21 protein-coding genes are annotated in these 21,791 nt (G+C 69.5%); 5 read left to right on the top strand and 16 right to left on the bottom strand.

Annotated features, from left to right (window positions below):
• Positions 1 to 4 precede the first annotated feature (4 nt).
• Together BO226_RS24765 and BO226_RS24760 are read right to left on the bottom strand one after the other, a co-directional pair.
• Positions 5 to 1,504, bottom strand: a complete 1,500-nt coding sequence (locus tag BO226_RS24765) for a cytochrome ubiquinol oxidase subunit I (protein WP_006551808.1) — start codon at positions 1,502 to 1,504, stop codon at positions 5 to 7.
• Positions 1,505 to 1,745: 241 nt separating this feature from the next.
• Positions 1,746 to 2,600, bottom strand: a complete 855-nt coding sequence (locus tag BO226_RS24760; RefSeq protein ID WP_024103013.1) for an aminodeoxychorismate lyase — start codon at positions 2,598 to 2,600, stop codon at positions 1,746 to 1,748.
• 56 nt (positions 2,601 to 2,656) lie between these two features.
• On the opposite strand from BO226_RS24760, the gene ygfZ reads away from it, so the two are divergent.
• From ygfZ to BO226_RS24740, 4 genes are all read left to right on the top strand, one after another.
• Complete coding sequence (gene ygfZ / locus BO226_RS24755; protein WP_071936298.1) at positions 2,657 to 3,787, top strand: CAF17-like 4Fe-4S cluster assembly/insertion protein YgfZ; 1,131 nt, start codon at positions 2,657 to 2,659, stop codon at positions 3,785 to 3,787.
• On the top strand, positions 3,784 to 4,488 hold the full coding sequence (locus BO226_RS24750; protein WP_071936297.1) for an MOSC domain-containing protein: 705 nt from the start codon (positions 3,784 to 3,786) through the stop codon (positions 4,486 to 4,488). Before ygfZ ends, BO226_RS24750 begins: the two co-directional genes overlap by 4 nt.
• Positions 4,485 to 5,465 (top strand): asparaginase, encoded by a 981-nt coding sequence (locus tag BO226_RS24745; protein WP_071936296.1) that lies wholly within the window; start codon positions 4,485 to 4,487, stop codon positions 5,463 to 5,465. The genes BO226_RS24750 and BO226_RS24745 overlap by 4 nt, the downstream gene beginning before the upstream one ends.
• Before the next feature lie 194 nt (positions 5,466 to 5,659).
• Positions 5,660 to 5,851, top strand: coding sequence for a DUF3073 domain-containing protein (locus BO226_RS24740; protein ID WP_006551813.1), 192 nt, complete (start codon positions 5,660 to 5,662; stop codon positions 5,849 to 5,851).
• 225 nt (positions 5,852 to 6,076) lie between these two features.
• On the opposite strand, the gene purM is transcribed toward BO226_RS24740, so the two are convergent.
• The 12 genes from purM to BO226_RS24680 form a co-directional block, all read right to left on the bottom strand.
• Positions 6,077 to 7,150 (bottom strand): phosphoribosylformylglycinamidine cyclo-ligase, encoded by a 1,074-nt coding sequence (gene purM, locus BO226_RS24735; protein WP_006551814.1) that lies wholly within the window; start codon positions 7,148 to 7,150, stop codon positions 6,077 to 6,079.
• A gap of 137 nt (positions 7,151 to 7,287) precedes the next feature.
• On the bottom strand, positions 7,288 to 8,871 hold the full coding sequence (gene purF / locus BO226_RS24730; protein WP_006551815.1) for an amidophosphoribosyltransferase: 1,584 nt from the start codon (positions 8,869 to 8,871) through the stop codon (positions 7,288 to 7,290).
• A gap of 98 nt (positions 8,872 to 8,969) precedes the next feature.
• Positions 8,970 to 9,356, bottom strand: a complete 387-nt coding sequence (locus BO226_RS24725) for a sterol carrier family protein (protein ID WP_024103011.1) — start codon at positions 9,354 to 9,356, stop codon at positions 8,970 to 8,972.
• Positions 9,357 to 9,367: 11 nt separating this feature from the next.
• Positions 9,368 to 10,054 (bottom strand): CPBP family intramembrane glutamic endopeptidase, encoded by a 687-nt coding sequence (locus tag BO226_RS24720; protein ID WP_071936295.1) that lies wholly within the window; start codon positions 10,052 to 10,054, stop codon positions 9,368 to 9,370.
• The gene (locus BO226_RS24715; protein ID WP_006551818.1) at positions 10,051 to 11,826 is read right to left on the bottom strand and encodes an alpha/beta hydrolase; all 1,776 of its coding nucleotides are present in this window, start codon (positions 11,824 to 11,826) and stop codon (positions 10,051 to 10,053) included. Before BO226_RS24715 ends, BO226_RS24720 begins: the two co-directional genes overlap by 4 nt.
• A 2-nt stretch (positions 11,827 to 11,828) precedes the next feature.
• Positions 11,829 to 14,108, bottom strand: a complete 2,280-nt coding sequence (gene purL, locus BO226_RS24710) for a phosphoribosylformylglycinamidine synthase subunit PurL (RefSeq protein WP_024103009.1) — start codon at positions 14,106 to 14,108, stop codon at positions 11,829 to 11,831.
• Between the two features lie 67 nt (positions 14,109 to 14,175).
• On the bottom strand, positions 14,176 to 14,766 hold the full coding sequence (locus BO226_RS24705) for a Uma2 family endonuclease (RefSeq protein ID WP_024103008.1): 591 nt from the start codon (positions 14,764 to 14,766) through the stop codon (positions 14,176 to 14,178).
• An 80-nt stretch (positions 14,767 to 14,846) separates the two neighbouring features.
• Positions 14,847 to 16,142 (bottom strand): M18 family aminopeptidase, encoded by a 1,296-nt coding sequence (locus BO226_RS24700; protein ID WP_071936294.1) that lies wholly within the window; start codon positions 16,140 to 16,142, stop codon positions 14,847 to 14,849.
• Between the two features lie 72 nt (positions 16,143 to 16,214).
• On the bottom strand, positions 16,215 to 16,565 hold the full coding sequence (locus BO226_RS24695; protein WP_024103006.1) for a VOC family protein: 351 nt from the start codon (positions 16,563 to 16,565) through the stop codon (positions 16,215 to 16,217).
• Positions 16,566 to 16,913: 348 nt separating this feature from the next.
• Positions 16,914 to 17,591, bottom strand: coding sequence for a phosphoribosylformylglycinamidine synthase subunit PurQ (gene purQ, locus BO226_RS24690; RefSeq protein ID WP_006551823.1), 678 nt, complete (start codon positions 17,589 to 17,591; stop codon positions 16,914 to 16,916).
• Positions 17,588 to 17,833, bottom strand: coding sequence for a phosphoribosylformylglycinamidine synthase subunit PurS (gene purS / locus BO226_RS24685; protein ID WP_071936293.1), 246 nt, complete (start codon positions 17,831 to 17,833; stop codon positions 17,588 to 17,590). Before purS ends, purQ begins: the two co-directional genes overlap by 4 nt.
• A 126-nt stretch (positions 17,834 to 17,959) precedes the next feature.
• Positions 17,960 to 18,355: an LLM class flavin-dependent oxidoreductase gene (locus BO226_RS24680; RefSeq protein WP_006551825.1), complete on the bottom strand. Its 396-nt coding sequence runs from the start codon at positions 18,353 to 18,355 to the stop codon at positions 17,960 to 17,962.
• 188 nt (positions 18,356 to 18,543) lie between these two features.
• Here BO226_RS24680 and BO226_RS24675 point away from each other — a divergent pair, with 188 nt between their 5' ends.
• Positions 18,544 to 19,188: an MBL fold metallo-hydrolase gene (locus BO226_RS24675; RefSeq protein WP_064852801.1), complete on the top strand. Its 645-nt coding sequence runs from the start codon at positions 18,544 to 18,546 to the stop codon at positions 19,186 to 19,188.
• Positions 19,189 to 19,282: 94 nt separating this feature from the next.
• Here the strand turns inward: BO226_RS24675 and BO226_RS24670 are convergent, their stop codons facing one another.
• Together BO226_RS24670 and BO226_RS24665 are read right to left on the bottom strand one after the other, a co-directional pair.
• A complete protein-coding gene (locus BO226_RS24670; protein ID WP_064852802.1) occupies positions 19,283 to 20,926 on the bottom strand; it encodes an FAD-binding dehydrogenase in 1,644 nt (547 codons plus the stop codon).
• Positions 20,927 to 20,984: 58 nt separating this feature from the next.
• On the bottom strand, positions 20,985 to 21,689 hold the full coding sequence (locus tag BO226_RS24665) for a DUF2334 domain-containing protein (protein ID WP_024103003.1): 705 nt from the start codon (positions 21,687 to 21,689) through the stop codon (positions 20,985 to 20,987).
• Positions 21,690 to 21,791: the final 102 nt, after the last annotated feature.

The following is a 21,791-nucleotide window of genomic DNA, read 5'->3' as shown; positions in this document are numbered from 1 at the left end:
ACTCCTAGTACGCGAAGGACAGCTGTTTCGGCTGCGTGTCGTCGGTGTCGTCGTCGGAGCCCGGCGGTTGCGCGTCGTGCTCCTGCGGGCCTTCCATCGCGTACTTGCGGATGAGCCAGAACCACACCACGCCGAGCGCTGCGTAGACGAGGGTGAAGGCGATCAGCGAGGTGAGCACCGTTCCTGCCGCGTGATCGGAGACACCCTGGTCGACGGTGAGCCGGATCATGTCCACGCCCGTGGGATTCGGATGCACCACCCAGGGCTGCCGGCCCATCTCGGTGAAGATCCAGCCCGCACTGTTGGCGAGGAAGGGCGTGGGGATCGCGACGAGCGACAGCGTCGAGAACCACCTCTGGTCGGGCACCCGGCCGCCGCGGGTGACCCACAGCCCGGCCAGGGCCAGGGCCGCGGAACCGGCGGCGAGGCCGATCATCGCGCGGAACGACCAGTAGGTGACGAACAGGTTGGGCTTGTAGTTGCCGGGGCCGAATTGCTGTTCGTACTGCGCCTGCAGGTCCTCGACGCCCTGGAGGGTCACGCCGCTGAACTCGCCCTGCGCGAGGAAGGACAGCACGTAGGGCACGTCGAGGACGTGGATCACGCCGTCGCAGTCGTTGTGCGTGCCGATCGTGAGGATCGAGAAGTTGGGGTCGGTCTCGGTGTGGCACAGCGACTCGGCCGAGGCCATCTTCATCGGTTGCTGCTCGAACATGAGCTTGGCCTGGACGTCACCGGTGACGAACAACCCGATGCCCGAGATGATCATGACCATCAGGCCGAGGCGGGTCGCGGGGCGGAACAGTCCGCGGGCGTCGTTCTCGAGGCGCTGGGCCTCCTCGGGTTCCGAGGTGCGGATCTCGGCGGCGCGTCGCATGTTGCGGACCATCCACCAGCCACCGATGCCGGCGACGAAGGTTGCGGCGGTGAGGAATCCGCCGGCGACCGCGTGGGGGAAGGCTGCGAGCGCGGTGTTGTTGGTGAGCAGTTCCCAGATGCTCGTCAGCTCGGCGCGGCCGGTCTCGGGGTTGTAGGTGGCCCCGACGGGATGCTGCATGAACGAGTTCGCCGCGATGATGAAGAAGGCGGAGGCGTTCACGCCGATCGCGACGAGCCAGATGGTCGCGAGGTGCACGAGTTTCGGCAGGCGCGTCCAGCCGAAGATCCACAGGCCGAGGAAGGTCGACTCCATGAAGAAGGCGACGAGACCTTCGAGGGCGAGGGGTGCGCCGAAGACGTCGCCGACGAAGCGGGAGTACTCGCTCCAGTTCATGCCGAACTGGAATTCCTGCACGATGCCGGTCGCGACACCGAGCGCGAAGTTGATCAGGAACATCTTCCCGAAGAACTTCGTGAGGCGGTACCAGTGATCCTTGCCGGTGACCACCCACATCGTCTGCATGATCGCGACGAGCGGCGCGAGGCCGATCGTCAACGGCACGAGGATGAAGTGATACACCGTCGTGATCCCGAACTGCCACCGGGACAGATCCAAGACGTCCATTGCCACTCCGAGTGAGGCCCGGTCGATACGGAGATCCAGAGCGGGGCCGACGCTGCGGTTCTCGTTCGCGAAGACACGCCGGTAGTACTGCTCCGGTCGTGCTACTACCGAATGTAGTAGCGATTGCGCGAAGTGGGACAGGTTCGTGTCGCCCGACACATCGGACTCACGTCACATCGGATACGGATCACCCGCGGGGGCACACCCGCCGCCACTCAGGAAGCTGTATCGACCGATTCGCTCACGAAGCGGCGTCGACCGCCTCGTCGACGAGGCCTTCGATCTCACCCTCCTGGACCCGCGAGACCAGCGCGTGCCCGTTGAGGGTGTGCACCCGCACCGCGAGCGCCACGCTGGAGATCAGCCAGAGACCGTCGGCGACGACGAGATCCGCCGGGCGCAGCGGCTCGTACCGGACCGTGAAGTCCCGCTCCCCCGCCAGGTCGAACAGAGCCTGCTGCGTGGTGCCGGGGAGGATCCCCTGCTCCGGCGGCGGAGTGAGCAATGTCCGGCCACGCGCGACGAGCACCGTCGACCGCGGACCTTCGAGCACGTAGCCCTCGGCACTGACGAAGATCACGTCGTCGGCGCCGACCGACTCGGCGTGACGCAGTGCCGCCATGTTCGTCGCGTACGACAGCGTCTTGGCACCGAGGAGCTGCCACGGCGCCTTCTGCGCCAGATCGGTCGAAAAACCCCGTTCGAGGGTCACCACGGACACGCCGTCGCGCCGTGCGATGCCGACACGCTCGGCCACCGGCGTCACGAGCAGGAAGGCCGTCGGCGTGTCGGCACCCTCACGACCACGCGTGTAGACCAGGCGCAGCACGCCCTCCTGCTCGGCGCCCCACTGTTCGAGTGCCACGTCGACGGCGAGCCGCCAGTCGTCGCGATCGGGTTCGGGCAACTGTGCGGCGGCCGCGGACGCCGCGAGCCGGGCGAGATGCAGTTCGAGCGCACGCGCCCGGCCGCCTCGCACGAGCAACGTCTCGAACACCCCGTCGCCACGAAGAACACCGAAATCGTCGGCGTGCAGAAGGGGTGCGTCCGCATCCCTCACCTCGCCGTCCAGCGTCACCAGCACCCGCTCAGCCATGGCGCTCAGCCTAGCCACTGGCAGACCTGTCGGCCGGTTCCCCATAGACTGGTGTCGTGACCGAGTCTCCGATCGTGTCCGAAAGCGCCCTTCTCGCACTTCCCGGCGCAGTCGCCTCGCCTTCCGGCGGGCCCGATGCCGGACTTCCCTGGCATTACGGCGACCCGCTCGGCGAGCAACGTGCCGCCGCCACGTCCGCCGCCGTGGTCGACCGTTCCACCCGCTTCGTCCTCGCTGTTCCGGGCGACGAACGCCTGAGCTGGCTGCACACCATTTCCAGCCAGCACATCGCGTCGCTCCCGAACGGCACCTCCGCCGAGAACCTGAGCCTCGACGCGAACGGCCGCGTCGAACACCACTTCGTGCAGACCGACCTCGACGGCGTGACGTGGATCGACACCGAAGCCGACCGCGGACCCGACCTGCTGGCCTTCCTGAAGAAGATGGTGTTCTGGGCGAAGGCAGAACCCCGCGACGGCAACGAACTCGCGGTCCTGAGCCTCCTCGGGCCGGACGCCGGCAGCCCCGCCGTGCTCGCCGTGCTCGGTATCGACGCGCTGCCGGCCGAACCCTATGCCGCCGTCGCCCTGCCCGCCGGTGGCTTCGTCCGCCGCATGCCGTGGCCCACCGAGCACTCCTTCGACCTCCTGGTGCCACGCGAGTCGCTCACCGCGATCTTCACCGCCCTGCGGGACGCCGGCGCGCGTCCGGCCGGCAGCTGGGCGTTCGAGGCCCTGCGCGTCGAAGCGGTCCGTCCCCGGATCGGTGTCGACACCGACGAGCGCACCATCCCCCACGAGACCCGCTGGATCGGCGGACCCGAGCAGTACGGCGCCGTCCACCTCGACAAGGGCTGCTACCGCGGTCAGGAGACCGTCGCGCGGGTCCACAACCTCGGCAAGCCCCCGCGACATCTCGTCCTTCTCCATCTCGACGGCTCGGCCGACGGACGACCCGAGACGGGCGACGACATCACCGCCGGAGGTCGCGCGGTCGGACGCATCGGCACGATCGTCGACCATCACGAACTCGGGCCGATCGCGCTCGCGCTCGTCAAGCGCACCATCACGCCCGACACGGCCCTCGTCGCAGGACCGTGCGCGGCGTCCATCGACCCCGACTCCATCCCTCCCGACGACGGCATCCAGGCAGGAAGGGCGGCGGTCGACCGATTGCGCGGCCGGTGACCGCCGAGACGGCCGGCACGCGGCCGGCGACCTCGGGGACCGTCGCAGCGGTCTGCGTCGTGCACACGCTGCACGAGACCGGACTGCGGCGTAATCCCGTCACCGCGATCGACAAGCGTCCCGTCGACGGGCCGGTGCACGTCGGCGAGCTCGGCGTGACCGGCGACCGCCAGTGCGACACCGCCAACCACGGCGGCGTCCACAAGGCCGTCTACGCCTTCTCTCAGGACGAGTCGCGCCGCTGGGGCACCGAACTCGACCGGGAACTGCCCATCGGCTGGTTCGGCGAGAATCTGCACGTCGCCGGGTTCTCCCCCACCGACGCCGTCATCGGCGAGCGGTGGCGCGTCGGCGACGGCGGTCTACTCCTCGAGGTGACCGGCCCCCGTACCCCTTGCCGCACCTTCGCGATCCGTTCGGAGGAAGGCGACTGGGCCACCCGGTTCGTCGCTCGCGGCGATTGCGGCGCGTACCTGAAGGTGATCTCCGAGGGACCGGTGGCCGCGGGCGACCGCATCGTCGTCGAGCACGTCCCCTCCCACGCGGCCACGGTGCGCGATCTGTTCACCGGGCAGGGCCACGAGCGGGTCGCCGCGATGCTCGAGCAGCAGGCCGACATCGCTCCCAGCGTCGCCGACAAGGCCCGCCGCCTCGTCGGACGAACACAGGAGGGGCGGGCACGGAAGGGAGAGAGTCGTTGAGCGTCGAACTGGTCGAGGTGGTGCGCTCGGGCTTCCGGGAGTGCATCCACCGCGGCTCGCTGATCGTTTTGGACCCGGACGGCGAGGTCCTCGTCTCGCTCGGCGAGGTGCACACGCCGATCTATCCGCGGTCGTCGAACAAGCCGATGCAGGCGGTCGCGCTGCTGCGCGCCGGCTTCGTCCCCCGCGACTCCGCCGAACTCGCGATCGCCACGGCGTCGCACGAAGGTGAGGCCGACCACGTGGAGGCCGTCGAGCGGATCCTGTCCGGTGCCGGTTTCACCGAGAAGGACCTGCGCTGCCCGACGGATCTGCCCGGCAACGAACTCACCCGCGCCGAGGTGCTCGCCGCCGGACGCACGCCGCGGTCGATCTACATGAACTGCTCGGGCAAGCACGCGGCGATGCTCGCGGCGTGCGCGGCGAACGGCTGGGACACCGACGGCTACACCGACGCCGGCCACCCGCTGCAGCAGCTGGTGACCGAGACGATCCTCGAACTGACCGGCGACATCGAGGACACCGATCTCGGAATCGACGGCTGTGGTCTGCCGATCGTGCCCGTCCCCCTGTTCAATCTCGCCCGCGCCTACTCGCGGCTCGCGACGGCGGAGGCCGGCACGCCCGAGCGCGCCGTCGCCGACGCGGTGCGCGAGCATCCGTTCCTGATCTCCGGCACCGGCAAGGACGATCTGAAGCTCATGCGCGCGGTGGGCGGTCTGCTGTGCAAGGCGGGCGCCGACGGGATCCACGCCGGCGCGCTGCCGGACGGCACATCTTTCGCCTTCAAGATCGACGACGGGCACGAGCGGGCACGCCTCCCGCTCACCGCGGCCCTGCTCCACCGCCTCGGAGCGGGTGCCGCCGCGAACGCCGCGACCTTCGATTCCGAACGGCTGGCGATGCTCTCGTCGGCACCGGTCTTCGGTGGTGGCGTGCGAGTCGGCACCGTCCGGGCCGTCCCGGGGGTGTTCTGAAGGGCATCTCTATCACATTTCAACAGCATTCATGCAGGTCGGGTCGTTATGAGGCGTAACGGACACCGGCCCAGCCGGGTGTGTGGAGGCGCAACCGAAGTTTCCACGCTAAAGTGGGCGTCAGGAAAATACTCAACACACCGGGGCCGCCACTTTTCCCCAGGCCGCCCCGTCAAAGCGCGAGGGGGTTGGCCATGGGCCGCGGCCGGGCTAAGGCAAAGCAGACCAAGGTTGCACGGCAACTCAAGTACAGCTCGCCGTCCACCGACTTCGAGAGCCTCCAGCGAGAGCTGTCTGGCGGAGCAACCAACTCGCAGCGGGACGAAGTCTTCGCCGAGCAACGTTCCGGTTGGGACGACGACTACGACGACGACTGGCGTCGCTGACCTGATATCACTCTCCGACGGAGGGGGAGGCCGACTTTCGGCTCCCCCTCCGTCGGTGGTGTGGTCGGCGTTCGACGCGAGGCCGGACGGCGCTCGTCACCGTCCGCAGCCTTCGAGCCTGTGACTTCCGAGTTCACAACACGGCAGTAGCCGAAAGGCCGGTTCCCCCATTCATCCTGGGGGAACCGGCCTTTCGTCGTGTTCGCGTCGGACGACGCGCGCCCGTCAGAAGCGCGGGTGGTCTCCGAGCAGCACCGCGCGCTCGTCGGCGCCGTCCTGCGCCTTGCGGACCGTGCCGAGCGTCCAGCAGTCGATGTGCCGGGCGGTGAGCACCGCCAGAGCCCGGTCGACGTCCTCGGGGGCCACGATGGCCACCATGCCGACGCCCATGTTGAAGGTCTTCTCCATCTCGACCCGCTCGACCCGTCCGCGCTGCGCGATGAGGCCGAAGACCGGAGCCGGGCTCCAGGTGGTGCGGTCGAGCTCTGCGACGAGCCCCTTGGGCATCACGCGCGCGAGGTTCGCGGCGAGACCACCACCGGTGACGTGGCAGAAGGTACGCACCTCGGTCTCGGCGGCGAGCGCGAGGCAGTCCTTGGCGTAGATACGGGTGGGCTCGAGCAGCTCCTCGCCGAGGGTGCGACCGAACTCGTCGACGTGCGCCGTCAGGCTCATCTTGCCGATGTCGAGCAGCACTTTGCGGGCGAGCGAGTAGCCGTTCGAGTGCAGACCCGAGGCGCCCATCGCGATGACGACGTCGCCGGGGCGCACGCGGTCGGGTCCGAGCAGCTTCTGGGCCTCGACGACACCCACGCCGGTCGCGGACAGGTCGTAGTCGTCGGCCGCCATGACGCCCGGGTGCTCGGCGGTCTCGCCACCGAGCAGCGCGCAGCCGGCCTGGACGCAGCCCTCGGCGATGCCGGCGACGATCTCCGCGACCCGCTCGGGCACCACGCGGCCGACGGCGATGTAGTCCTGCAGGAAGAGCGGCTCGGCGCCGCAGACCACAAGGTCGTCGACGACCATGGCGACGAGGTCGAGACCGACCGTGTCGTGCTTGTCGAGTGCCTGCGCCACCGCGAGCTTGGTGCCGACACCGTCGGTGGACGCCGCGAGCAGCGGCTCCTTGTATCCGTCCTTGAGCGCGAACAGACCGGCGAACCCACCCAGGCCGCCCATGACCTCCGGGCGGGTGGCCCTCTTCGCGTGCGGGGCGAACAGTTCGACGGCTCGGTCACCGGCCTCGATGTCCACGCCCGCCGCGGCGTAGGAAGCTCCGGGGGTTGCGTCCTCGGTCATGAGTTGTCGGCTCCAGCCTCGAGTTGTGTCTTGTCGTGAAATATCTGGCTACATACGGGCAGGCACACCTGCGTCCGGGCATGCGAAACGCACGCCGAACCGTGCCGACCGCGGCACTTACGGTACCCGACCAGCTTCTACGGCCGACTGAGAACGTCCGCGTTGTCGTTGTCCAACACGGTCGGGGTGGCCGAATCGGTGTCGACGACGCCGGCGAGGACGTCCTTGCCCGCCTGATGTTCGCTGGGGAGGGCGATCGGGTAGTGGCCGTCGAAACATGCAGCGCACAAACGGGATGCGGGCTGCTCGGTGGCGCCGATCATGCCGTCGATCGAGATGTAGCCGAGCGAGTCGGCACCGATCGACCTGCGCACCATCTCGACCATCTCGTCGTAGTCGTGCCCCTCCTCGACGGTGTCGCGGGTACCTGCACCGTTGGCGATCAGCTCGGCCGGCGACGCGAAGTCGATGCCGTAGAAGCAGGGCCACTTGACCGGCGGCGAGGCGATGCGCACGTGGATCTCGAGAGCACCGGCCTCGCGCAGCATGCGGATCAGGGCGCGCTGGGTGTTGCCACGCACGATCGAGTCGTCGACGACGACGAGGCGCTTACCGCGGATCACCTCGCGCAACGGGTTGAGCTTGAGCCGGATACCGAGCTGGCGGATGGTCTGGCTGGGCTGGATGAAGGTGCGGCCGACGTAGGCGTTCTTCATCAGGCCCTGGCCGTACGGGATCCCCGAGCCCTGCGCGTAACCGACGGCGGCCGGGGTGCCCGACTCGGGTACCGGGATGACCAGATCGCCGTCGATCGGGTGTTCCTTCGCGAGCCGGCGGCCGATCTCCACGCGGGTCGCGTGGACGGAGCGACCGGCGATGGTCGAGTCGGGGCGCGCGAGGTAGACGTACTCGAAGACGCAGCCCTTGGGTTCGGGGTTCGCGAAGCGCGACGAGCGCACACCGTCCGCGTCGATCGCGAGCAGTTCGCCGGGCTCGATGTCGCGAACGAAGGAGGCACCGACGATGTCGAGGGCGGCGGTCTCGCTGGCGACGACCCAGCCGCGGTCGAGGCGTCCGAGGCACAGCGGGCGGATACCCCAGGGGTCGCGGGCCGCGTAGAGGGTGTGCTCGTCCATGAAGGTCAGGCAGAACGCGCCGCGCAGCTGCGGGAGCAGCTTCATCGCGGCCTCTTCGATCGTGCTGTCCTTCGCGCCGTGAGCGAGCAACGCACCGACGGTGTCGGAGTCGGAGTTCGCCGCACCGGGCCGTGTGGGATCGAGCACGCCGAGACGACGTCCGCGTTCGGCGAGTTCGGCGGTGTTGACGAGGTTGCCGTTGTGGCCGAGCGCGACGCCCGAGCCGGCGGCGGTGGTGCGGAAGATCGGCTGCGCGTTCTCCCAGGTCGTCGACCCGGTTGTGGAATAACGGCAGTGGCCGATGGCGATGTGGCCGGTCATCGCGGCGAGCGTCTGCTCGTCGAAGACCTGGCTGACGAGACCGAGATCCTTGAACACGAGCACCTGCGAACCGTCGGCCACGGCGATGCCCGCAGCTTCCTGCCCTCGGTGCTGCAGCGCATAGAGACCGTAGTAAGTGAGCTTCGACACGTCCTCGCCGGGAGCCCACACTCCGAACACTCCGCACTCTTCGCGGGGTTCGTTCTCGGGTTCGGTGGAGGCGAGAAGATTACGTGTGTGGACCGACAGATCGGCACTGGTCACTGACGTGCTCCCTGAGGCTGGACAAGCGGGGCTCCCCCCATTCTACGGGCAGCGCGGGGTGCTTCTTCCCGGACGCCCGGCGTGAACCCCGGCAAACGTCAGAGTCGGGCGATCGGGAGCAGCCGTCCGATCTCCGCTGCGCGCCCACCCGACGCCTCCACCGCACCCGAGTCCACGGCCCCGGCGAAATCGATGCTGCCGACCACCAGACGCAGCCACGTCCGCGGATCGGTCTCGACGACGTTCGGTGGTGTCCCCCGCGTGTGACGCGGGCCTTCGATGCACTGGACGGCCACGAAAGGCGGCACCCTAACCTCCACACTCGACCCAGGGGCTATCTGCTCGAGGCTGCGGGCACTGAGCCGCACAGCGGCGGCGAGATCGGAGCGCGGCGGTTTCTCGTCGCTCTCCCCCCTCATCCACGGACCCACCCGTTCGAGAGCTGCGCGCAGTTCGGCGGGGTCGACGGGTCTCCGGGGTGCCATGGCAGCACACCCTAGCGACGCGCGTCGCGCTCGGAAGTACGCAGCCTCGTCGCGATGCCCACGGCGACGGCCCCGCCGGCGTTGATCGCCAGGTGCAGGAGCATCGGCGCGACGACGCTGCCGGTCCGTCGTCGCAGTTCGTCGAACACCACCCCGCTCAGGGCGGTGAGCGCGACGGTTCCGGGCACCGAGTCCCCGGCGTGCCGGGCGGGGGCGACGTGCCAGAGCCCGAAGGCTACCGAGGTCAGCACCCGGTGCCACCTCCGTGACTCGCGGCGGGTCAGTGCGTACAGAACCGATCGGAACAGCAGCTCCTCGGCCAGGACCGTCCCGAAGGGGATGTGCACGAAGACCCACTCGGTGTGGTCGGCGCGTCGCGCTCCGGCGGCCATCCGCCGTCGTACGGGTGGGACGGCGAGCATCACCGTGTAGGCCGCGACGGGCAGGACCACCGACGCGGTCCCCCACCGCAGGCCCTTCCCTGCCCCGCGCCAGCCGAGCTCGGTTGCGGAGACCCCGGCCGCGCGGGTCGCCGCGGCGAGCGCGACACCGAATCCGGCGTTCGCTGCGGCCCGGCCGCGCGGACCGAGATCCATCGCCGGGAGGACGAGGTTGTTCCACGCGACCAGCGCGGCGGCACATCCCGCAGCGGTGCAGCTCACGGCGGTGCCGGTCACTGCAGCGGCTCGCGGTGTCATTTCTCGGGCCCGTCGTCCTCCGCGAACGCCTCGAGGGCGATGCGCACCCGCTCGGTGTCGTTCTCGGTCCAGCCCTCGGGCTGGGTGATCTCGATCCATCCCTCGAGCACCGCCGACCCGTAGTTGTGGCCGTGTCCGTCGGGGACGCCGGCAGCGTTGGTGAGGTCTGCGGAGACCTGCCAGAAGGTGACGAAGGGGAACCACCGCATCTGCGGCAGCCGGTCGCGTCCGGGCGGCTCCGACAGCCAGTCGGGGCGGGAGAACAACAGGTCCGGCGACCACCAGACGACGGGATCCGAGGCGTGCTGGATGTAGAGCACGCGCGGCGACAGCCACGGTGTGTCGGGCTCGTGGATCGCCTCCCGGCTGTCTGCGAAGCGCACGACGAGACCGTCCGCGTACACCGGTTGCACCTCGGTCGTGCCGGGATCGCGGCGCTCGACGAGCTGCCGCCACAGACGGTTGGAGTTGGGCGGGCCCACCCACAACACCCCGTCCATCTGGGCGCGGATCTCGGCGAGGCTGTCGAAGGCACCCTCCCCCGACTGCGTGCCGAGGCTCTCGCCGTAGAGGAACAGATCGGGGCGGTCGTCCTCGGGCAGCTGCGACCAGCGTTCGTGTACCCGCTCGATCAGCATCTTGCCTGCGGCCGCAGCCTTCTCACGGTCGGCGAGGAAGGAGATCCAGCTCGGGAGGTAGGAGTACTGCCAGGCCACCATCGCCAGGTCGCCGTTGTGCACGAGCTCCATCGCGCGGGCCGCGGTGGGATTGACCCAGCCGGTGCCGGTGGTGGGGATCAGGACGAGCGTCGAGCGGTCGAAGGCACCGGTCCGCTCGAGTTCCGCGAGGACGAGGTCGATGCGTTCTTCCGGGGTGGGTGCGGTGTCGAGACCGACGTACACGCGGATCGGTTCCGGTGCGGGACTGCCGTTGACGGCGGTCAGTTCCTCGGCGTCGAGTCCTCGCGAGACGAAGTTGCGCCCCTCGAATCCGAGCGTCTCCCAGGCCGCGAGGGACTCGGGACTGCCGGACTTTGCGGGGTCGACCGGTTGGATCGCCCCGGGACGAGTGGTGTCGTCCTCCAGGCCGAACGCCTGATTGACGATCGCGTAGGAGCCTCGGACGAGCACGCCGTCGATGAGCATGAAGGTCGCCAGCACGACGACGAGAACGCCGAGCGTGCGGGCGAGACCGAGCGGCATCCGGGTACGGCGCATGAGCAGCATCGACACCCAGCGGACGATGTCGCGCAACCCGCGCCACAGAGCGATGAGGGCGGCAGCGACCGCGACGCTCAGCACGATGGTGCGCAGATATCCCGAGGTCGTGGTGCCCTCGACACCCATCAGGGCGGCGAGCTGGCGTTGCTCGCCGGCGGAGAGCACGAGCGCGACGAGCGACGCGAGAACGGCCGCGACCGGAACCGCGACCTTGATGGCACGCAGCACAGGCAGCGGCGGCGGCCACCATCGCCACGCGGGGAGCAGGAAGCGGGCCACGGGCCAGCCGACGACGCATCCGACGCCGTACCCGATCGTGGCGTTGATGCCGCCGATCAGGCCCTGGAAGAGCCAGTCGCGCGGAAGCAGCGACGGCGTCAGCGACCAGCAGAAGAACAGCGCGGCGAAGGCGACGCCCGTGAAGTCCAGGCCGAGCCACCCCCACACCCGCGCGGTGAGGGGGTGGCGCTCACCGAAGTCGGTGACCGCGGCGATGATCCGGCCCTGCCGGGCCTCGAACGCCGCCAGTCGATCGACCTGGGTGGCCGGCACGGTTACCCGAACAGGGCAGGCAGGGTCCCTTCCCACACCTCGCGCAGCTCGGTCATGGGGATCGAGAACAGGCCCTGGATCTCGACGGAGTCGGATCCCTCGTCGACGACGCCGATGCGCACCCACGGCATGTTGCGTGCGGTGCACATGCCCGTGAAGCGCGATTCCTCGGTGCGCGGCACGGCCACGAGCACGCGGCCGGCCGATTCGGAGAACAACGTCACGAACGGATCGGCGCCCTCGGGGAGCAGCACGCGGCAGCCGGTCTCGCCCGCGAGTGCGGCCTCGACGACGGCCTGCGCGAGACCACCCTCGGACAGGTCGTGTGCGGCGGAGATCAGGCCGTCGCGCGAACCGGCGGTGAGGATCTCCGACAGCAGCCGCTCACGGTCGAGATCGACCTTCGGCGGGACACCACCGAGGTGGTCGTGTTCGACCTGCGCCCAGATGGAGCCGTCGAACTCGTCGCGGGTCTCGCCGAGCAGGATCAGCGTCTCGCCCGGCTCGAGGCCGACGCCGGTGGGGATGCGACGGTGCACATCGTCGATCACACCGAGCACCGCGACGACCGGGGTCGGCAGGATCGCGGTGGCGCCGGTCTGGTTGTAGAAGCTGACGTTGCCACCGGTGACGGGGATGCCGAGCTTCGCGCAGCCGTCCGCGAGGCCGCGCACGGCCTGCTGGAACTGCCACATCACGCCGGGGTCCTCGGGCGAACCGAAGTTCAGGCAGTTCGAGACGGCCTTCGGCGTCGAACCGGTGACGGCGACGTTGCGGTAGGCCTCGGCGAGGGCGAGCTGGGCGCCCGTGTACGGATCGAGCTGCGTGTAGCGGCCCGAAGCGTCGGTCGCGAGCGCGATGCCGCGGCCGGTCTCCTCGTCGATGCGGACCACACCGGCGTCGGCGTTCTCGGCGAGCACCGTGTTGCCGCGCACGTAGCGGTCGTACTGCTCGGTGATCCACTTGCGGCTGCACAGCGCCGGCGACGCGAGCATCTTCAGCAGCGTCTCGCGCAGCTCGTCGGCGGTCTCCGGACGCTTCAGGCCGGCGGTGGTGTTCGCGATCAGCTCGTCCTGCGAGGCCGGGCGCTCGACGGGGCGCTCGTAGACCGGGCCCTCGTGCGCGACCGTGCGCGGCGGCACGTCGACGACGGTCTCGCCGTGCCAGTCGATGACGAGTCGGTCGCCGTCGGTGACCTCACCGATGACGGTGGCCAGGACGTCCCACTTCTTGCAGACGTCCATGAAGGCGTCGACGTTGTCGGGCGTGACGACCGCGCACATGCGTTCCTGCGACTCCGAGGACAGCACCTCGGCCGGGGTCATGCCCTTCGCGCGCGTCGGGACACGCTCGAGGTTGATGTGCATGCCACCGTCGCCGGCGGCGGCGAGCTCGGAGGTCGCGCAGGACAGACCGGCACCGCCGAGGTCCTGGATGCCGACGACGAGCTTCTCGCGGTAGAGGTCGAGGCAGCACTCGATGAGCACCTTCTCGGTGAAGGGGTCGCCCACCTGCACGCTCGGGAGCTTCTTGGGGCGGCCGCCGGCGCTGTCGTCGAAGGTCTCGGAGGCGAGGACGGACACGCCGCCGATGCCGTCGAGGCCGGTGCGGGCACCGAACAGGATGACCTTGTTGCCCGTGCCGGAAGCGTGGGCGAGGTGCAGGTCCTCCACGCGCATCGCACCCGCGCACAGCGCGTTCACGAGCGGGTTGCCTTGGTAGGAGGCGTCGAAGACGGTCTCGCCACCGACATTGGGCAGGCCCAGGGAGTTGCCGTAGCCGCCGACACCGCGCACGACACCGTCGACGACGCGACGGGTGTCGGGGTGATCGGCGGCGCCGAAGCGGAGCTGGTCCATCACGGCGATCGGGCGGGCGCCCATGGCCATGATGTCGCGGACGATGCCGCCCACGCCGGTCGCGGCGCCCTGGTACGGCTCGATGTAGGACGGGTGGTTGTGCGACTCGACCTTGAAGGTGACGGCCCAGCCGTCGCCGATGTCGACGACGCCGGCGTTCTCACCGATGCCCGCGAGCATCGACTCACGCATCTCGTCGGTGGTGGTCTCGCCGAAGTAGCGCAGGTGCACCTTCGACGATTTGTACGAGCAGTGTTCGGACCACATCACCGAGTACATGGCGAGTTCGGCGTCGGTGGGGCGACGGCCCAGGATCTCCTTGATCCGGGTGTACTCGTCTTCCTTCAGACCCAGCTCCCGATAGGGCTGAGCGGCGTCGGGGGTTTCGGCGGCGTGGGAGACGGTATCCACGTGCGGTGACACTGGGCGTCGGGTCCCTTCACTCTGGGATCGAAAACGGCAGGCCGGGCGGGAACTGCCGCGGATCAGTCTATCGTTGTGCAGGCGCGACGGGGTTCACCGGTGCGGGCACGAGCCCCGACGGTGTGACGGCCACCTCGGTGCCCAGCGCATCGAGGGTGACGGTGCCCGAGTGCTCCCCGTCGAATCGGTACCACCCGTCGACGAGCGTGAAGGTCGCGATCACCGGCGGTCCGCCGAGATCGACGATCCAGTACTGCGGGACGCCGGCCTCCGCGTATTCGGAGAACTTCGTGACGCGGTCGGTGCGGGCCGTGCCGTCGACGGTGACCTCCACGACCAGCTTCACCTCGGAGATCGGCGCCCGATCGGGATCGGCGTCGACGAGGGAGCGTCCCACGACGATCACGTCGGGGCACCGCACCGTCAGCGGCTTCTCCGCGACCAGCACCTCGACGCCTCCGAGCGCGCACCATTCGTCGGGCAGCTTCTCGTCGAGGAGCAACGCCAGGGTCACCGCGGCATGATCGTGCGCCGCCCCCGGCGCGGGCGCGGCGAGGAGCACGCCCTCGCACACCTCCACATGGTGCCCGTCGGATTCGGGCAGGGCCGCCCACTCGTCGAGGGACAGCAGATGATCGGGGTAGGACGGGACGTCCACTGCATTCCCCCGTTCTCTCCGACCGGACACGACCGTCTTCAGTGTGTCACCGGCGGGTGCTTCGGGGCGGGCGAACGCGGTCACGATGCCGGGGTCAGGAAAGCGGTCAGGGCCTGCGCATAGCTGGCCACGTCGTCCGCGCCCATGAACTCGCGCGCCGAGTGCATGGCGAGCTGCGGGGCGCCGACGTCGACGGTCGTGATGCCGGTCCTCGACGCGGTGATCGGGCCGATCGTCGAGCCGCACGGCAGGTCGGCGCGGTGCACGTACCGCTGCAGCGGGACCCCCGCCTGCTCGCAGGCCAGCGCGAAGGCTCCGGCGCCGGTCGCGTCGCTCGCGTAGCGCAGGTTCTGGTTCACCTTCAGGACCGGTCCGCCGTTGACCGCGATGCGGTGGGCGGGTTCGTGCCGCTCGGGGTAGTTGGGGTGCGTGGCGTGCGCCATGTCGCCGGACGCGACGATCGAGCCGGCGCGGGCGCGGAGGAACTCCTCCCGGCCGCCACCCCGGAGCAGGACGATCCGTTCGAGGACGGTGTCGAGCAGTTCCGAGAAGGCGCCGCGGTCGGACATGCTGCCGACCTCCTCGTGGTCGAACAGGGCGAGGAGCGGCATCGGGCCACCGTGCGCTGCGACGTGTGCCACGGCGGCGAGAAGGGCGTGCAGTCCGGCGTAGCAGGTGCCCTGGTTGTCGAGACGCGGTGCGCTGACCAGGTCGCCGCCCGGCCCGACGACCGCGCTCGGTGCGAGGTCGTGGGTCATCAGTTCCCAGCCGAGCACCGCGCCCGGGTCGATTCCGTGCTGCTCGGCGACCCACGCGATGAACGAGCGCGGTTCGGTGCCGACTCCCCAGACGCCGTTGACGTGGCGCTGCGGGTCGAGCTGGACGCCCTTGCGGTCCTCGGACAGGTGGATGGCGAGCTGCGGGACACGCAGGACCGGCGCGTCGACTCGGACGAGGACGTCCTCGGTCGTCTCCGCCGCGCGCACGGTGAAGCGGCCGGAGATGCCGAGGTCGCGGTCGAGCCACGAGTTGAGCCACGCACCGCCGTACGGTTCGAGTCCCACCATCCGCCAGCCCGCCGATGTGAGGTCGGGATGCTGCTTGACGCGCAGGTTGGGGCTGTCGGTGTGCCCGCCGACGATGCGGAAGGGTGCGGCCGGATCGTCGGCGACACCCTCGGTGCTCCATGCGATCAGCGACCCGCCGCGTATCAGGAAGAAGCGTCCCGGTTCGGAGGGCCAGGCCTGCTGCTCGTGCAGTTCGACGAAGCCCGCCTCGGTCAGCGCCGCGGCGACGGTGGCGCAGACGTGGAACGGCGACGGCGACAGGTCGACGAAATTACAGAGACCCCGAGCATCGGCACGCGTGGAAGACATGACTGCATCTTCGCATCACGGACAGCGGGAGCGCCGACCGAAAGCGCCGGCCCGCTCTCCTCGTACCGAGTGTCAGTGCCCCTCGGCGACGCAGAACAGGTTGCCCTCGGGGTCGGCGAGCGTCACCCAGCGGAAGTCGTCGCCCATGTCCTCACGGTGGACCTCCTTCGCGCCGGCCTGCACGAAGCGCTCGACCTCGGCGTCGAGGTCGGGGGCGGCGAGATCGAGGTGCACGCGGTTCTTCCCGGGTGTCGGATCGGACACCTTCTGGAAGCCCAGCCTGATGCCCTGTGGCAGGGCGACGATGAAGAACCAGCCGTCGTTCTCCTGCTCGATGCGGCCGCCCGTACGCTCGGCCCACCATCTCGCGATCGGAGCCGGATCGGTCGTGTCGAAGGTGATCATCGCAATGGTCGCTGTCATGGCGCGACGGTACCGCCGGGGACCGACACGCAACGCCCGTCGACGGACAGGCCCGATTTGGGTAGTCCTACTCAGGACAGGACGATTCGGCTCCGGCAGACTGATCCGCGATGTCGCGCATGGGGGATGACGACGACATCGCGCCCGGGACTTGATCGGGGGGTCGAGCTCCGGGTTGTAGGGACGAGGGATTCCGCAGCCGATCGGGACGGTGGCGGGGTCCCTCGTTCCGTCTCTCCTGTTCCGGAACTTCGGTTCGAAGGATTCCTCGAGCCCGCCGGAACGAGCGACGCCCCCACGACCCGGGAGGGTCGATGGGGGCTTCGCCGGAAAATTCCGGTCAGGCGGTCACGCGTTGACGACCGCGTCCAGCACGCTGTAGAACATGCCGAGTCCGTCATCGCTGGGGCCGGTGAGCGCCTCGGTGGCGTGCTCGGGGTGCGGCATGAGACCGACGACCCGGCCGTTCGCCGACGAGATGCCGGCGATGCCGCGCTGCGAACCGTTCGGGTTGTCGCCCGCGAAGCGGAACACCACGCGACCTTCACCCTCGAGCTCGTCGAGCACCTTCTCCGATGCCTGGTAGCGGCCCTCACCCGACTTGAGCGGGATGAGGATCTCGGCGCCGGCCTCGTAGCGCGAGGTCCACGCGGTGGTGTTCGACTCGACCTTCAGCCACTCGTCGCGGCAGACGAAGTGCAGACCGGCGTTGCGGGTGAGCGCGCCGGGCAGCAGACCCGCCTCGCACAGCACCTGGAAGCCGTTGCAGATGCCGAGGACGGGCATGCCCTTCTGCGCGGCCTCGACGACCTTGCCCATCACCGGTGCGAACCGTGCGATGGCACCGCAGCGCAGGTAGTCGCCGTAGGAGAAGCCGCCGGGCACGATCACCGCGTCGACCCCCTTGAGATCGGCGTCCCCGTGCCACAGGCTCACGGCCTCACCACCGGCGAGCTTCACCGCGCGGGAGGCGTCGACGTCGTCGAGCGTGCCCGGGAAGGTGATGACTCCGATGCGTGCGCTCATGCGTCACCGTCGATCCGCCGGATGGCCCAGTCCTCGATCACCGTGTTGGCGAGCAACGACTCGGCGATCTTCTCGAGCTCCTCGTCGCCGACGCTGCCATCGACCTCGAGCTCGAAACGCTTACCCTGACGGACGCCGGTCACGCCCGCGAAGCCCAGCCGCGACAGCGCCCCGGTGATGGCCTGACCCTGGGGGTCGAGAATCTCGGCTTTGGGCATGACTTCGACGACGACACGCGCCACGTGCTGCTCCTCGGTAGTAGTACTGGCGCCCGGGGACGGACACCGGACATCCAGCAGTTTACCGGCCGTGGCCACCGGGAAGGGCATCGGCCGAGGTCCCGCTCGTGCGAGACCCGTCACCCCCGTTCAACGCCGCTCGGCAGCAACGAGTTCGCGCACGCGGGGCGCGACCTCACCGGCGAAACGTTCGAGGTCGGACCGCGACCCGTCCGCGGTCTCCGCGAAGGTGCCGGAGATGTTGTAGAGCCGGCGGATCGCGGCGGGATCACGCCCGGCACGGTGCGCACCCTCGTCGACGCGGGCGCTCATCTCCCCCAGCTTCTCGGGCCCGGCGGCGAACGAACTCGGCAGCCATCCGCCGGCGAAGCGGCCGGTGACGTCGAGCATCCGCTTGCCGTAGGCGCCGAGCCAGATGCCGAGAGCGTGCGCGGGGAACGGGCCCCGCTTCGCGCCGGTCAGCCGGTAGTACGTGCCGTCGATCCCGGCCGCGCCCTTCTCGTCCGACCACAGAGCGCGGATCACTTCGATCGCCTCGATCAGTGCGTCGACCGCTTCGCCGGGGCTGCGATGCGGTCCAGGCGCTCTCCGACACCACGGCGAGGTCGACGACGCCCGCCGGATCGGCAGCGGACGGCGTGAGGAAGCTGCCGAAGCGGAGTTCCTGTCCGTGAGTCGGTCATCGGGCTCCTCCCGACGGCATACTCGACGACATGCAACTGACCCATTTCGGCCATTCCTGCATCCTCGTCGAACACCTCGGCGCGAAGCTCCTTTTCGACCCCGGAAATTTCTCCCACGGGTTCGAGGGCATCACCGGACTCGACGCGATCCTCGTGACCCACCAGCATCCCGACCACGCCGATACCACCCGGCTGCCCGCGCTCCTCGAGGCCAACCCCGGAGCGCAGTTGTTCTCCGACCCGCAGTCGGCGAACCTGCTCGACGGCGACTGGACCGCGGTGCGTCCCGGCGACGCCTTCTCGGTGGGTTCGCTGACCGTACGCGGCACCGGCGGACGGCACGCGGTGATCCACCCCGACATGCCCGTCATCGACAACACGGCCTTCCTCGTGGGCGACGACGAGAATCCGTCGCGGCTGCTGCACCCCGGCGACTCGCTGTACATCCCGCACGAGCGCGTCGACGTGCTGGCCCTGCCGTCGACCGCGCCGTGGCTCAAGATCTGGGAGGCGATCGACTACCTGCGCGCGGTGAACCCGCGGGTCGCCGTGCCGATCCACCAGGGCATCGTCAACGACAACGGTCGCGGCATCTTCTACGGCCGGTACAGCGAGATGGCGCCGGAGGGCACCGAATTCCGCGTGCTGCCGCACGAAGACGGCGTCGAGGTCTGACGCTGCGGAGCGCGAAACGGTCGTCGGCGCGGGATGTTTCGCACTCCTACGACCGTTTCGCGCTCTGCTGTCCCAGTCGACGCCGACGGAAGGTTCAGCGGGCGGCGGCGCGACCCGCCGCCCGGCCCGAGAAGATGCATCCGCCGAGGAAGGTGCCCTCGAGCGACCGGTAGCCGTGGACGCCGCCACCACCGAAGCCGGCGACCTCACCGGCGGCGAAGAGGCCGTCGAAGACCGACCCGTCCGACCGCAGCACGCGCGACGACAGGTCGGTCTCGAGCCCGCCGAGCGTCTTGCGGGTGAGCAGGTGCAACTTGACCGCGATGAGGGGTCCGGCCTTGGGGTCGAGGATCCGGTGCGGCGCCGCGATGCGGACGACGCGGTCGGGTGCGTAGGCCCGCGCCGAGCGCACCGCCGCGACCTGCAGGTCTTTTGTGTACTTGTTGTCCATCTCGCGGTCGCGGGCCTCGACCACCGAACGCACCTGCTCGTAGTCGAGCGGCGCCTCCGGGGTGAGTTCGTTCATGCCCGCCACGAGATCGGCGAGCGTGTCGCGGACGACGAAGTCGACACCGCGCTCCTTGAAGGCCTCGACGGGTCCGGGGGCACCCGATCTGACCCGCTGCAGCAGCAGGCGGAGGCTGCGCCCGGTCAGGTCGGGATTCTGCTCGGAGCCGGAGAGCCCGAACTCCTTCTCGATGATCTTCTGGTCGAGCACGAACCAGGTGTGGTCGTAACCCGTGCTCACGATGTACTCGAGGGTGCCGAGCGTGTCGAAGCCGGGGAACAACGGCACCGGCAACCGCTTGCCGGTGGCGTCGAGCCACAGCGACGACGGGCCGGGCAGGATGCGGATGCCGTGATCGGGCCACACCGGGTCGTAGTTGGTGATGCCCTCGGTGTAGTGCCACATGCGGTCGCGGTTGACGATGTTCCCGCCGGCCTTCTCGGTGATCTCGAGCATCCGGCCGTCGACGTGCGCGGGCACACCGCTGAGCATGTGCTTCGGCGGCTCCCCCATCCGCTTCGGCCAGTTCTTCTTCACGAGGTCGTAGTTGCCGCCGATACCGCCGGAGGTGACGATGACGGCTCCGGCGGAGAACTCGAAGTCCCCGACGACGGTGCGGGAGGACGCCACGCCGCGCGCCGCGTCGGCGGGCTCGAGGATCGCTCCGCGCACACCGGTGGCGGCGCCGTCGGTGACGACGAGTTCGTCGACCCTGTGGCGGTGCTTCAGCGTGACGAGACCGCGTTCGACGCCTTCGCGGAGCTTGCGCTCGAAGATCTCGACGAGGCCCGGACCGGTACCCCAGGTGATGTGGAATCGCGGGACCGAGTTGCCGTGCCCTGCAGCGTCGTATCCGCCGCGTTCGGCCCAGTTGACCATCGGGAAGATCTTCAGCCCGCGCTGCTTGAGCCAGGCGTGCTTCTCCCCCGCGGCGAACTCGACATAGGCCTGGGCCCAGCGCCGCGGCCAGCGGTCCTCGATCTCGCGGTCGAAGCCGGCGGTCCCCATCCAGTCCTGCAAGGCGAGTTCGTAGGAATCCTTGATCCCGAGTCGTCGCTGTTCGGGACTGTCGACGAAGAACAACCCGCCGAACGACCAGAAGGCCTGCCCACCAATGTTGTTCGAGTTCTCCTGATCGACCAGCAGAACCTTGCGACCGGCGTCGATCAGTTCACCGACCGCCACGAGCCCCGCGAGTCCCGCCCCCACCACGATCACGTCAGCATCCATGGCCGCCAACATTACCGAGCGGATGCGGCGACCGGGAGCACCGGCGGGCCAGGCGGGATCACGCCACGCGGCTGTTCGACGGACGCGGCCGCCAGGCGTGGACGGTCGGTTCGGCACCGTGGTGCAGCGCGAGGTCGACGGCATCGAGGATCGCCTGCCGGGGTCCGGACTCGGCGAGCCGGGGAGCGGCGATCGCCAGACGCAGCAGCTCCCCGCGCCGCGCCGTCCGCGACGCGCCCATCACCATCGCGCGGCAGCGCCACACGTCCGACCCCGCACCGTCACCGAGCGCGTACAGCCGCGTCTTCGTCACGGTGCCCGCCACCAGATCGTGGATCCCCGCGTTGTCCGCCATCATCCGGAAACCGACCTGCGGAAGTGCTGTCACTGCGCCCGGCGACGCGCGCCATCGCGGTGGTGCGAACAGCCGGGTGCGCAGTCCGGTCTCCTCGAGCACGCGGTCGGCGGCGAGCAGGCGCAACCGTGCTTCGTGCTCGGGCAGCGTCGCGAACTCGGCGCGACGTCGCTTCGTCGCCGCCTGGTCGTAACCGTGCAGCACGATCGCGTCGCCGCCCTCGCGTCGCTCGAGCAGCCACTCCTGCGTCGCCGGATCCCGCACGAGGCGGTAGTGGTCTTTCAGGCGGGGTGCGACGAACAGCGACAACGGCACTCCACGCGCGTCCGTCTCACGGGCGAAGGCGTCCACGAGGTCGCGCGTGACGTCCCGGATCCCCGACACCGACACGATCATCCGTCCGCTCATGCCCCCGAGCCTGCTGCACTCGGGTGAACGGCGTCCTGCCCGACCGGGAAGTCCGGATGAAGACTCGGGCCGGCGATCCGCATCCCGTTCATCGGGACAGTG

The organism is Rhodococcus sp. 2G, assembly GCF_001886355.1.
GTDB classification, from domain to species: Bacteria; Actinomycetota; Actinomycetes; order Mycobacteriales; family Mycobacteriaceae; genus Rhodococcus; species Rhodococcus pyridinivorans.
This window is presented reverse-complemented; position numbering and strand designations above follow the sequence as displayed.